Origin of the sequence: Rhizobium grahamii (genome assembly GCF_009498215.1) — a bacterium.
Lineage (GTDB): Bacteria > Pseudomonadota > Alphaproteobacteria > Rhizobiales > Rhizobiaceae > Rhizobium > Rhizobium grahamii_A.
Genome location: NZ_CP043499.1, coordinates 462951 through 475183, shown reverse-complemented (window position 1 = coordinate 475183; position 12233 = coordinate 462951). Strand labels below are relative to the sequence as shown.

The following is a 12233-nucleotide window of genomic DNA, read 5'->3' as shown; positions in this document are numbered from 1 at the left end:
GCTGACCAGATGCGGCCCGACTTCAGCGAGCGGCCGTCATCAGAAATTCTATTAAGAACTGGGGAAGAAGGAATACGAAATGGTCGATTTGAAGAAGCACCTAGAGGATCTGCGCAAGAAGTTTGGCGACAGTGCCGAGTTCTTCGATCCGCGTTTCAGGCGCGTGGCCGAGAAAATCTTCAAAGGAGGGACGCGCGCGGCACCTTATTCCGGTATTTCGACCTTTGCAGGCCTGCCCTACAAGGAAGTGAATTTTGCCGCTCCTGATTTCGGAGACCTTCAGGTTGCCGCAGTCGGTATCCCTATGGATCTCGGCGTCAGCAATCGGCCGGGTTCACGCTTCGGACCGCGCGCAGTGCGCAGTATCGAGCGTATCGGTCCCTATAACCACGTACTGGACTGCGCACCGGCCTACGACCTGCGCGCCGCCGACATCGGCGATATCCCTTTTGGGAGCCGCTACCGGCTGGAGCAATGCCATCAGAATATCGAGGCAGCTATCGGCAAGATTGTCGAAGCAGGCGTCATTCCGCTCTCCGTCGGCGGCGACCACTCGATCACGCATCCGATTCTGAAAGCGGTCGGCGCCAAGGCGCCCGTCGGGCTTATCCATATCGACGCCCATTGCGATACCGGCGGCCCGTTTGACCAGACGAAGTTCCACCATGGCGGCCCGATGCGCAATGCCGTTCTGGACGGCGTCCTCGATCCGACGCGTACGATCCAGATCGGAATCAGAGGGCCTTCCGAATACCTCTGGGAATTCTCCTATGAATCCGGAATGACGGTCATTCACGCCGAGGAAATCAACGGGATGGGCATCCCGGCGATCATCGAGAAGGCTCGGCAGATCGTCGGCGATGGCCCGACCTACCTGTCCTTCGACGTAGACAGCCTTGATCCCGCCTTTGCACCAGGCACCGGCACGCCCGAGATCGGCGGCCTGACCAGCCGTGAGGCTCTGGAACTCCTGCGCGGCCTGAAGGGGCTCAATTTTGTCGGAGGCGATGTCGTCGAGGTGGCGCCGCAATATGACAGCACGACCAACACCGCGCAGGCTGGTGCTCAGGTGTTGTTTGAAATCCTGAGCCTGCTGGTATTCAGCCCTGCCGTGACCAAGGGCTGATTAAACACAGTCGATGGCAGCGCGTTTTTCGCTCCGCCATCGACCTGTAAAGGGAAGCCCGCGGCCGGAGCAGGCTCAACGGTCAACGCTCAGAGAGAACGGTCTCCAGCCACTGGTTGGAGAACTTCCGCTGAGGATCCAATCGATCCCTCAACGCTGAAAAATCTGCAAACTTCGGATAGAGCCGGCCAATCGGGCGCAGCGAGAACACCTTGCCCCAATGCGGCAGGGCCTCGAACGCAGAAAGCGCCTCCTCTATATGAGAAACGGCCTCATCGACGGCAGCCTGTTCTCGAACCCACGTGAAATGGATTGAAAGCGTATCACGCTGGTATTGCGGGCTTAGCCAGAGATCGTCAGCGGCAACTGTGCGAAATTCGCTGGCCTGGATCAAAGGGACAAAGCGCTCGCGAATACCAAGAAGCGCTTCAATGGCAGCAGCCGCGAACCGCCGTGGAACATGGAACTCCGACTGGATTTCCTCGCCATTGCTTGGCGTGAATCCCATCTTGAAATGCGGCAGGCGATCCGACCAGCGTCCGTATTGCTGCAACTGGTCGGTCGAATTCTGCGGGTCCAGTCCAATGATGGGATGGCGCTTGACCGTCGAGCGCATCGCGCCAAACATATCTTCGGCCCAGTTATAAGCGCCAGCCTTGCGTTTCAGCCAGATCGCACCGGCCTGCTCGCGCCATTGCGTGAAAACGCTGACGCTATAGCATGCCCCCATGATCGCATCGAAATTCTCGAGCAAAGCGGGCCACGATAGTCCCTCATAGACGCCTTGCGCGACCTCGAACTCCGGCAACACATCCAGCGTCACCCGGGTAATGACGCCAAGCGCTCCCAGATGCACGACAGCGCCTGGGAAATCGGGATCACCTCGTTTAAGGCGAACGAGAGTGCCGTCACCAGCGACGAACTCTATTGCGCTTACCGCCGTTGCGAGATTTCCATTCCCATCGCCCGAGCCGTGCGTGGCCGTCGCTATGGCGCCGGCAATCGAAATATGCGGAAGCGACGCGAGATTATGGATTGCGAGCTTGCGTTCATTGAGAAAACTGGCGAGTTCCCCGTATGTCGCGTGCCCACCCACCGAAACGCTTGCACCATCAGCTTCCACAACCGGATCAACTGGCATATCGGACAAGATGACAGCCAGATCGCCATCGGCGATCGCATTGAATGAATGCCGAGAGCCGAGAACCTTCAGATTTTTGGATCGTGCAACGGTCTCGCAGAGCGCATCGACGGATGTCGGATAAACGCAGTCGCGAAAGCCGTAGCGAAAGCTCGCTGCCCAGTTGGTGCTCGGTGGGGTTTTCATGAGGAACCTCGACAGGCTGTACGGAATTGAACGACCGCCGTCCGAGAATCACTCCGATGGCGACGCAAGGATGATCATAAGAGCCTCCGCTTGGGAATCGCGAAAGGCGCCGGTAGCGCTCCATGGCAGAGCGCATCATCGGAGCGAATGAATGCGCGTTATTACTCTTAAGATGTCAGTCACATTTCTTCGACTGGCGTTCGGCGCATAGTTTGCCTATCTTTGCAGAACTGCAAAAAACATAAGGTTCGATTTTGCTTCTCGAAATTTCGATTGTCATTATTCTTACGGTCCTGAATGGCGTTCTGGCCATGTCCGAGCTTGCTGTAGTCTCTTCACGCCCGGCCCGACTGAAGGTTCTCGCGGACCAGGGAAGCAGAGGCGCTTCCATTGCTATCAAGCTCTCCGAGAACCCCGGCCGTTTTCTATCGACGGTGCAGATCGGCATCACCCTTGTCGGTGTGCTTTCCGGGCGTTTTCGGGTGCGACGCTCGGCGCTCGCCTGTCCGGCTGGCTCGCCGCGCAGGGCTTGTCCCGGCGATGGCCGACGGTTTCGGCGTCGGTTCCGTCGTCGTTGCAATCACCTACCTCTCGCTCATCGTCGGCGAACTGGTGCCGAAGCAGATCGCCTTGCGCGCGCCTGAAGCCGTCGCAGCCAAGGTCGCCCCCGCCATGTTGTGGATGTCGCGCCTGGCATCTCCGCTTGTCTGGCTGCTGGACTTTTCCGGCAGGCTCGTCCTTCGCATCCTCGGCCAATCCGGAAAGACGGCCGATGGCGTCACCGACGAAGAAATCAAGACCGTTCTGGCGGAAGCACACAGCGCCGGTGTGATCGAAACCGAGGAATCGGCGATGATCTCGGGTGTCATGCGTTTGGCCGACAGAAACGCGCGCGCATTGATGACACCACGCCGCGACGTCGAGGTGATTGACATCGAGGACAGCTTCGAAGAGATCCGGAGCCAGCTTCAGCGCTCGACGAAGGCCCGACTTCCAGTCCGCAAAAACAACTCCGATGAAATCATCGGCATTTTGCTTGCGAAGGATTTCTACGATGCTCTGGCATCATCGCAGAAGGTGGATATCGCCGGCATGGTACAAGAGGTGCCGGTGGTTTCCGATCTGTCGGGTGCTCTCGATGTCATTCAGGCGATCCGCCGGTCCCCCTGCCACCTGGTTCTCGTTTATGACGAGTACGGCCATTTCGAAGGCATCGTGACGTCAGGCGACATCCTGGAGGGTATTCTCGGCGCGGTACAGGAGGACACCATCGGCGAACAGGCAATCGTTCGCCGCCATGACGGCAGCTATCTCGTCTCCGGTTGGACGCCGATCGACGAGTTTGCAAACTTCATGGGCTTTGCCCCTGACGACGATCGCGACTATCAGACGGTTGCCGGTCTCGTTCTGGAGGAACTGAAGCATCTGCCGGATCTTGGCGAGAGCTTCGTCAAGAACGGCTGGCGATTTGAAGTCATCGATCTCGACGGACGCCGCATCGACAAGCTGCTGCTGACAGCCGAAACACCGCCGTCCGCCGCGGATGGCGGACAATCCCTGCATTAAGCAAACTGGAGTGCGGCGGATGCACGCACTCCATCCCTTTTCGCCGATAATCAGGCCTGACGGCATCGCGACTGTGGAAAACTTTTGGTTTCCTTCGCTACATTTGACTGATAACAGCGCGCTCAAACGCCGATACGGTGACAGCGACACCGGCTGCGTTTCAGGCGGCTTGCGCCTACCATGAAGACGCATTAATGCAGTACGCACCTTATGGGCGAGTGCTTGCCGATCATCGAAATGTCATTTTCTGGCTGTTCTGATCGAAGAGGTTTGGAAGAGCGGTGATGCAGGATCGGCTGTCCACGCAGGAGACGCAACTGGGTGAAGCGACAAAGCTGACCGCAACGGCTTGCGGCCAAACGCTTCCCGATTCCATTGCGGCCTACGTCATCAATCTCGATCGCTCTTTCGACAGATGGGAACACATCCAGAGCGAAGCAGAGAGGCTTGGACTAGTTGTTGAGCGGGTTGCAGGCGTCGATGCAAGCAAGGTTTCGCTCGCAGAGGCGCCATTCTATCTGCACCGCGCCTTCGTTCGCGCCAACGGGCGCCCCATGCTGCAGGCCGAGTATGGCTGCTATCTGGCGCACATGAGCGCAATCCGCACGTTCCTCGCCAGCAGTGCCGATACCGCGATTATCATGGAAGACGACGTCTCCTTGCAGGCAGACCTCGTTGAACGCGCAGCCGCAATCCTTGCTGCCGCACCGTCCGCGGATGTCGTAAAGCTCTTGAACCACAGAACAGTGTTTCATCGCAGCGTCGCCAGAACAAGCCACGGCGACGACGTCGGTCGTTGTCTGTTTGGCCCCAAGGGTCTGCTGCTTGCTATCTGGTGACGCGCAAGGGCGCCTTGAGGCTGCTCGAAAAGCTGGAGCGGATCGAACTACCTTACGATATTGCTCTGGAACGCGGCTGGGCGACCGGCCTCGACGTCTACAGCGTCAAGGATAATGTCCTGCATCTTTCGGAACGGTCGCAGGAAAGCCAGATAGCCGATCGAGCCAAGTACCGTTCGATCAAGCTCCGCGGCATCAGGAAGATCCCGACGCACATCTTTCGCATCATCGAGTTAACCCGACGGATAAAGTACGCACTCGGATGAACACAACACCCGTTTACAACCGCATCGCCGCCGCTGTTCCCGTCGTCCTGTGGCTGGCGTTCATGTCCGCGGTCGTCGTCGAAAGCGACGTTTACCGCTACGCCGCCATCACTTTGACCATCATAACCGCCGTCACCTGCCAGGCGGATTGCCGTCGCGTCATGCGAGACTGGCTGGCGGTGCTGTGCGTGGCGTGGGCAGCTTACGCGCTGATCCGGTTCCTATTCGAATACATTGCTTTCGGGGAACATGGTGCTTCCGAATGGCTCTATGTGTTTCCGGCGTTTTTTCCGATCCTCGGCGTCGCTCTTGCGGCGACGTGGAAATCCGTCGAACGAGCGCTGTTTGCGCTCTTCACGATCGCGGTGCTGCTTTTCGTCGTTCTCACGCCGTACCGGTCGATCGCGGCCGGCGAGCAGATTTCCCCTCTCCTTCACCACAATTCGATACACGGCGCCGTCGGCTGCGGTTTTCTGTTTCTGGGCGTCTTTCACTTCATGGCCCACCAGATCGAAGTCGGTGCCGCGCGACGTGCGAGAACCGTGGCAATCGCCCTGGCGCTGGTGATCATGGCGTTTGCCCTCTTCAATATCTACGGCGCCAAATCCAAGGGCGTGTGGCTTGCTATGCTTCCGGCTTTGGCAACCATGGTGATCTGCGCTTTCGTCTACATCCGCCAGACCCATGTCAGGACTGCAATGATCGCCCTGCTCGGCATCGTGGTCGTCGGCTCCTATCTTGTCCGCGCCAATGTCGAGAAAGTCGCACTGGCGACATTCAATTCGGTAGCCGGTATCGGCACACGCCTCTACGACGGCGATTCCCTCATTGCGGTCATGAAGGACGCGATCGCATCGAACGGAACGCCAACGTCACTGGATGAACGTCTTCAGCTGTGGACCAACGCGCTCGAGGTGCTCAAGGTGCATCCGATCTTCGGTAGTGGCAACGGCTGGCTGACGATCTGGCATACGACCGACTATGCGGGCGTTCCTTATACGCTGATCCACAACGGCTATCTCGAGATCCTTGTCCGCTACGGCTTTGTCGGTCTCGGCATTTTCGTGTTCATTCTTGCGGCCACGATCTACCGGCTGCACCGGGCCGCGCTTGTAGGCGTTATCAGCAAGAGCGCGTTTTCATGCTACCTGACATTCGTGATCTACTTCTGCTTCACGATTCTCAGCAACTCCAACAACCGGCTTGCCATCGGCGAGAGCTTCGTCCTCCTCTGCGGCGCCTTGACTTTTGCATGCACTCTTCGCATGCGTGATCGCGCAAGAGACATCAAGCTCTCGACGGCTACGGGACTCGAGGGCGGAATGATCGGCCAGGGCGGATCGCATCGTGGATAGCTATACCCAGAGAATTCTCGCTATCCCGCGGCCGGCCAAGCGGCTCGTGGCGCTCATTTTCGATGCTGGCCTCTGTGTTCTGACCGTTTGGCTGGCGTTCTGCTTTCGCTTCAACGATTGGTATGCCCTGTCTGGCGTCCAATACGTCACGATTCCCGTATCGCTGCTGATTGCGTTACCGCTTTTTGTGACCTCGGGCCTCTACAGAGCGATATTCCGTTTCATCGGCTGGGCCGCTTTCGTCACGGTGATCAAATGCGTGGCGATCTACGGATTGCTGTACATGGTGATTTTCACTGTCGTCAGCATTCCGACGATACCGCGCACGGTCGGCATATTGCAGCCGCTGCTTTTGCTCCTCGCCGTTGGCCTTTCGCGCTTCGTGGCGCGCTATTTCCTCTACGATGCCTATAACCGCATTCTGAGGCAGAACACCGAAGTCAGGACCCTCGTTTATGGCACCGGCCCACAAGGGCGGCAGCTCGTAAGTGCGCTGGGTCACGGAGGCGAATTCAAGGTCGTTGGCTTTCTGGACGACGACCCCGGTTTGCAGGGCAACCTGATCAACGGCGTGAAGGTCTTCAATCCCGCAACCATTCTGAAGACCTGCGCCGAGCTGCGAGTACGGACGGTGCTTCTGGCCCTCCCGCAGATCGACAGGGCACGCCGCAACGAAATCATCGAGACGCTGAGAAGCGCCAAAGTAGCAGTGCGCACCGTTCCCGATATCGGCGCGCTTGCGGTCGGGCGCGCGCAATTGACGGATCTGCAGGATCTCGACATCGAAGATCTGCTTGGACGTAGCGCAGTACCTCCTAATCCATCGCTTCTCGAGCAGAATGTGAAGGGGCGCGTGGTCCTCGTCACCGGCGCTGCTGGTTCGATCGGAAGCCAGCTTTGCCGTGAAATCGCGAAACTCCAGCCTTCAGCACTTCTGCTGCTCGATCAGAACGAATACGGCATCTATGCGCTGCACAACGAGCTATCGGGCGACGTGACGGAGGATATGTTTCCGATCGTGCCGCTGCTCGCCAGCGTCTGCGACGAGGCGCGCATCAAAAGCATATTCGACACGTGGCAACCGGCTACGGTCTATCACGCCGCCGCCTACAAGCATGTTCCCCTTGTCGAGCAAAACCCCGCAGAGGGCGTCAAGACCAATGTTTTCGGCACGCTCACCGTGTCACGAGCGGCAGTTGCCGCCGGTGTGGACCGGTTGATCCTTGTCAGCACCGACAAGGCGGTCCGACCGACCAACATCATGGGCGCGACAAAGAGGCTTGCGGAAATGGTCCTGCAGGCACAGGCGGCGCAGAGCTCGACAACGACATTCTCCATGGTCCGCTTTGGAAACGTTCTTGGTTCTTCGGGCTCAGTCGTTCCCTTGTTTCGCCAGCAGATTGGTCGCGGCGGCCCGATCACCTTGACCCATGCGGAGATTACCCGCTTCTTCATGACCGTGCCGGAGGCCGCACAGCTCGTTATCCAGGCCGGCGCCATGGCCAAAGGCGGCGACGTCTACCTGCTCGACATGGGTGAACCGGTCAAGATCATCGATCTGGCGCGGCGGATGGTCGAATTGTCGGGACTGACGGTGCGCGACGATCAAAACCCGGCGGGCGATATCGAGATTGTCACGACCGGCCTTCGTCCCGGCGAAAAGCTCTACGAAGAGCTGCTGATCAGCGACAACCCCGAATTTACAGAGCATCCGAAGATCCGGACAGCAACAGAGCACTTCATGCCGTGGCCGGGGCTGTCGACCAAGCTCGACGAACTGCGCGACTTCGCGCTCGCTGGAGATGCGGCGGCCCTTCGAGTTTGCCTGAGCGAACTCGTCTCCGGCTATCGCCCCTTCGAGAAGGTCGTTGATCTTGTGTCGCTAAGGCAGGAACTCGCGCCCTGAAGGCCTTGACCTCCTCCCACCTGATGGAGATTGAATGTTTTTGATAACAGGCGCTTCCGGCTTCATCGGTAAGGGGCTGCAGGAAACCCTGAAGCAACGCGGCCTCCCCTACCGAGCCGTGAGCCGCCGCGCTCTGCCCGGCTATTTTCCCATTTCCGATGTCGGGACCGATACCGATTGGTCCGAGGCCCTGAAGGGCATCGATACGGTCGTCCACCTCGCCGCGGCAAACCAGAATGTTATCGAGGGAAAGACAGACGACAGCAGCTATCGGACTGTCAACGTCGACGGAACCGCTCGGCTTGCGGAGCAAGCCGCGACGGCTGGCGTCAAGCGCTTCATTTTCCTGAGTTCGATCAAGGCGAACGGGGAAATGACGGTACCCGGTCGTCCGTTCACGCCGACCTCTATTCCGTCGCCCGAGAGCGCCTACGGCCGCTCCAAACTGGAAGCGGAGCAGCGTCTCGCCGAAATCGGCGAGCGAACCGGCCTGACGACGATATCGATCCGTCCGCCGCTCGTTTACGGTGAGGGAGGACGCGGCAGCTTCGAAGCCCTCGCCGGCCTTGTCAGAAAGCGCCTGCCGCTGCCCTTGCGGTCGGTCGAAAACCGTCGCTCGATGATCTATCTGGAGAACCTGACGGACCTCATCGTGACGGCGGCACTTCGCCCGACGGTGACGAGCAAGGTTTTGCTGCCAAGCGACGGTGATGCTGTTTCCACGCCACAGCTGCTCAGGATGATCGCCTCGGCTGCGGGTACGTCGGCAATGCTGTTGCCCTTTCCTGTGGTCGTGCTTGAGAGGGCAGCGCGCATGCTTGGAAAGGCCGAGCTCGTTCAGCGATTAACGCAGTCGCTTGAGGTCGACGGCTCGCAGACCTGTGGATCGCTTGGCTGGACACCTCCCTTCACGATGCGCGAAGGGTTAGACAGAGTGCTGTCGCCGCGCCCGCGTGAAAAGGAATGACAATGCTGCAGACTCTCGATCGCGGACTGAAACGCGTGCTCGACTTTTCCGCCTCGCTTGTCGGCCTGATCGTGCTCTCGCCGGTTCTTCTGGTCATCGCGTATCTCGTTCGCCGCAGCTCCCCCGGCGGTGCCCTGTTTCTGCAGGAGCGGGTCGGCTACGCCGAAAAGCCGTTCACCTGCATCAAATTCCGAACCATGGCCGCGGGTACGCCCAACGTCGGATCTCATGATGCAGCCGAGGCCTGGATCACCCCGATCGGCCGCACGTTGCGCGCCTATAAGCTTGATGAACTTCCGCAGCTCATCAATGTGTTGCGGGGAGACATGAGTCTTGTGGGCCCTCGCCCGTGCCTGCCAACACAGCAGGGCGTCATCGCCGCGCGGCGCGCCAAGAATGTCTTTTCGATCCGGCCGGGTATCACCGGCCTGGCGCAGCTCTCCGGGATCGACATGTCCACCCCCGAGGCTCTTGCAAAGGCCGACGCGGAGTACATCAGGACGGCCGGGTTGTGGCGGGATCTCAAGCTGATCTTCGGCTCGATCGCCGGCAAGGGTAGCGGCGACGCCGCCACGCGCTGAACTTGAGGCTAGCCGCGAGGCGACGTCAGCCGCCCCGGATCGAACTGCGCCAGATCAATTCCGCTGGCAAGGTGATTGGCTCGGGTCCGTCTTCGCCGTTGTCATCCGTCCCAAGCCAGTCAATCGCGTACTTCGCGATCCTGTCGACAGGCTGGGCGAATGTCGTCAATTCGTAGGATAGCCACGACGCCTGCTCGATATTGTCGAAACCGGCGACGCAGAGCTGACTTGGCACAGCAAGCCCGAATTGCCGGCGCGCGGCATCCATGAAGCCGCAGGCCAGAAGGTCGGTTGCACAGAACACGGCATCCGGGCGCTCGCTGCGCGTCAACAAGCGCTGCGCCAGCACCTGCCCTGCCTCGTAGCCTGTCGCGCCATAACGCTCGACGACCACCTCCAGCCCAAGCGCGGCGGCAGCGGCGACAAAGCCCTTCTCGCGACGCACAAGACTTGGCGTACCGGCAAGCGAATTTGCAAATGCCAGTCTACGGCAGCCGGCACGGGCAAACGCCGTCGCAACCCTGGAGCCGGCATCGGCATCATCGACATTGATCCTCAGTGGACCGGGCTGGTCGTCATCGCGGTTGATCAGGACAAGGCGCTGGCCGCTGCGCAGGCACAGCTGAACGATCGACTTGTCGGGCAGACCGGAGAGGATGACCGAGGCGTCGGCCCGGTAGCGGATCGCCTGATGCAAGGCCCTATCCACGCTGCCATCCGAGCGGTCGGTATTGATAAGCATGGCGACCTTGCCTGCATTCTGAAGCTGCAGGGTAAGCTCCCGGAGAACGGCAGCCCGGTAGGGTGTCGCCACGTCCGACACGATCAGACAGACGATGCCGCTTTCGTTGCGCATCAGCCCGCGCGCAAGGTGATTGACGTGATAGCCGAGCTCTTCGGCAGCCTTAAGAACGCGTTGACGCGTTTCGGCTGATACGCTGGCACCGGGCGTAAACGTCCGAGAGACCGCGGAACGGGACACTCCCGCCCTACGCGCGACCTCCTGGGCACTGACAAACAACTTCGAAGCCAACCGACTCTCCCCATTTGTCGTTATTGTGCACAAGTGCGCATAGGCGTGCAATCGGGAAGACTTTCATTTCAAGCGGTTATGCAAGAATGCATTATTGACAGCTGTCGGTTTCGGAGCGAGTTTTGCACGCGTTTGCAACAAGCTGGAATCGTCTGCCGGATAATCGGTTGACTGTCCCGAACTGTTGCCCGGAACCCGGCCGATCTAAAGGAACCATGAAATGCCAAGCCTAGCCCCCGATTTGCCCGCGCGCCTTGCTCTTGCGCAGGCAATTGCCCGAGAAGCCGGCGCCGTCGCACTCGACTACTTCAATCGACGAGACACCCTCGTCATCGAAACGAAGCGGGACCTGCAGGATGTCGTCTCCGTTGCCGATCGCGAAGTGGAAGAGTTGATCCGCGCCCGGATACTGGCCGCTTACGCTGACGATGGCATTCTCGGCGAAGAGTATGGCCTGCAATCGGGTAGCTCCGGGTTTACCTGGGTTGTCGATCCGATCGATGGGACCAGCCCTTTCGTCAACGGCATGCCGAACTGGTGCATATCGATCGGCTTGCTGTATTCCGGCGTGCCCGTGGTCGGCGTCATTTTCGCGCCGTGCCACGATGAAATGTATGCGGGCGGACTCGACATGGGCGCGACGCTCAACGGCAAGAAGCTCACACTTGATCCGTCGCGCAACATTCGAAATGCAGTCACCGGGATCGGCGCGAACAGCCATGTGACACCCGCGACCGTCGCCAAGATTGTCGAGGATCTGCTTACCGCCGGCGGGAACTTCATTCGCAACGGCTCCGGCGCCCTAATGCTCGCCTATGTCGCCGCCGGGCGTCTGGTCGGCTACTACGAACCTTACATGCACGCCTGGGACTGCCTCGCCGGCTACTGCCTCGTGAAGGAAGCAGGCGGCTGGTATCATGTATTTCCGACCGAGGGCGAAAAGCTCACCAAGGGCGCACCGGTCATTGCCACAGCACCTGGAGCTATCGACGACCTGAAGGCCATCGCCGGTCTATAGCCTGACAACCGAGTTACGCACTTCCGGACAAACGTCTGCCGGACCATTCGTCCTGGCGGGCGAAACGCCCGCCGACTGGGCTAGAGACGGCGGGCGGCAACATCGCCGATATTGGTCCCGCCCGGCCGCGGAAGCGGCGATCACGGGCGCGTCATCCATCACCGCAGTTAACCGATCGTTAACCATATCCGTCGTTTACCATTACTAGCGACCCTCTAGGTCGTTGATTCGAAAGGCCTGCGCGAAATT

At 59.5% G+C, this 12233-nt stretch carries 10 protein-coding genes and 1 pseudogene; 9 read left to right on the top strand and 2 right to left on the bottom strand.

From position 1 onward, the window contains the following. Positions 1 to 79: 79 nt before the first annotated feature. Positions 80 to 1126: an agmatinase gene (speB, locus tag FZ934_RS21055; protein ID WP_153272855.1), complete on the top strand. Its 1047-nt coding sequence runs from the start codon at positions 80 to 82 to the stop codon at positions 1124 to 1126. 82 nt (positions 1127 to 1208) lie between these two features. On the opposite strand, the gene FZ934_RS21050 is transcribed toward speB, so the two are convergent. Continuing rightward, entirely contained in the window at positions 1209 to 2453 is a 1245-nt protein-coding gene (locus FZ934_RS21050) for a D-arabinono-1,4-lactone oxidase (RefSeq protein ID WP_153272854.1), read from the bottom strand. Between the two features lie 254 nt (positions 2454 to 2707). Between FZ934_RS21050 and FZ934_RS21045 the strand changes: the two are divergent. The 7 genes and pseudogenes from FZ934_RS21045 (at position 2708) to FZ934_RS21020 (ending at position 9933) form a co-directional block, all read left to right on the top strand. Then, positions 2708 to 4019: pseudogene (locus FZ934_RS21045) on the top strand (hemolysin family protein). 284 nt (positions 4020 to 4303) lie between these two features. After that, positions 4304 to 4858, top strand: coding sequence for a glycosyltransferase family 25 protein (locus FZ934_RS21040; protein WP_246738000.1), 555 nt, complete (start codon positions 4304 to 4306; stop codon positions 4856 to 4858). Beyond that, positions 4855 to 5124 (top strand): hypothetical protein, encoded by a 270-nt coding sequence (locus FZ934_RS28240; protein WP_246737999.1) that lies wholly within the window; start codon positions 4855 to 4857, stop codon positions 5122 to 5124. The genes FZ934_RS21040 and FZ934_RS28240 overlap by 4 nt, the downstream gene beginning before the upstream one ends. Next, positions 5121 to 6479 carry an O-antigen ligase family protein gene (locus FZ934_RS21035; protein WP_153272853.1) on the top strand — a complete coding sequence of 453 codons (1359 nt, stop codon included), beginning with the start codon at positions 5121 to 5123 and terminating at the stop codon, positions 6477 to 6479. The genes FZ934_RS28240 and FZ934_RS21035 overlap by 4 nt, the downstream gene beginning before the upstream one ends. After that, positions 6469 to 8385 carry a polysaccharide biosynthesis protein gene (locus FZ934_RS21030; RefSeq protein ID WP_153272852.1) on the top strand — a complete coding sequence of 639 codons (1917 nt, stop codon included), beginning with the start codon at positions 6469 to 6471 and terminating at the stop codon, positions 8383 to 8385. The genes FZ934_RS21035 and FZ934_RS21030 overlap by 11 nt, the downstream gene beginning before the upstream one ends. Positions 8386 to 8419: 34 nt before the next feature. Further along, entirely contained in the window at positions 8420 to 9352 is a 933-nt protein-coding gene (locus FZ934_RS21025) for an NAD-dependent epimerase/dehydratase family protein (protein ID WP_153272851.1), read from the top strand. A 2-nt stretch (positions 9353 to 9354) separates the two neighbouring features. After that, positions 9355 to 9933, top strand: a complete 579-nt coding sequence (locus FZ934_RS21020) for a sugar transferase (RefSeq protein ID WP_153272850.1) — start codon at positions 9355 to 9357, stop codon at positions 9931 to 9933. Between the two features lie 25 nt (positions 9934 to 9958). Here the strand turns inward: FZ934_RS21020 and FZ934_RS21015 are convergent, their stop codons facing one another. After that, positions 9959 to 10966, bottom strand: coding sequence for a LacI family DNA-binding transcriptional regulator (locus FZ934_RS21015; RefSeq protein WP_153272849.1), 1008 nt, complete (start codon positions 10964 to 10966; stop codon positions 9959 to 9961). Positions 10967 to 11186: 220 nt separating this feature from the next. Here FZ934_RS21015 and FZ934_RS21010 point away from each other — a divergent pair, with 220 nt between their 5' ends. Further along, a complete protein-coding gene (locus tag FZ934_RS21010; protein ID WP_153272848.1) occupies positions 11187 to 11984 on the top strand; it encodes an inositol monophosphatase family protein in 798 nt (265 codons plus the stop codon). The last annotated feature ends 249 nt before the right edge of the window (positions 11985 to 12233 follow it).

Bases quoted from the DNA above. Each gene is read 5' to 3' on its own strand.
- FZ934_RS21050 (WP_153272854.1), bottom strand. From the start codon at position 2,453: ATGAAAACCCCACCGAGCACCAACTGGGCAGCGAGCTTTCGCTACGGC.
- FZ934_RS21025 (WP_153272851.1), top strand. From the start codon at position 8,420: ATGTTTTTGATAACAGGCGCTTCCGGCTTCATCGGTAAGGGGCTGCAG.
- FZ934_RS21035 (WP_153272853.1), top strand. From the start codon at position 5,121: ATGAACACAACACCCGTTTACAACCGCATCGCCGCCGCTGTTCCCGTC.
- FZ934_RS21010 (WP_153272848.1), top strand. From the start codon at position 11,187: ATGCCAAGCCTAGCCCCCGATTTGCCCGCGCGCCTTGCTCTTGCGCAG.
- FZ934_RS21020 (WP_153272850.1), top strand. From the start codon at position 9,355: ATGCTGCAGACTCTCGATCGCGGACTGAAACGCGTGCTCGACTTTTCC.
- speB (WP_153272855.1), top strand. From the start codon at position 80: ATGGTCGATTTGAAGAAGCACCTAGAGGATCTGCGCAAGAAGTTTGGC.
- FZ934_RS21040 (WP_246738000.1), top strand. From the start codon at position 4,304: ATGCAGGATCGGCTGTCCACGCAGGAGACGCAACTGGGTGAAGCGACA.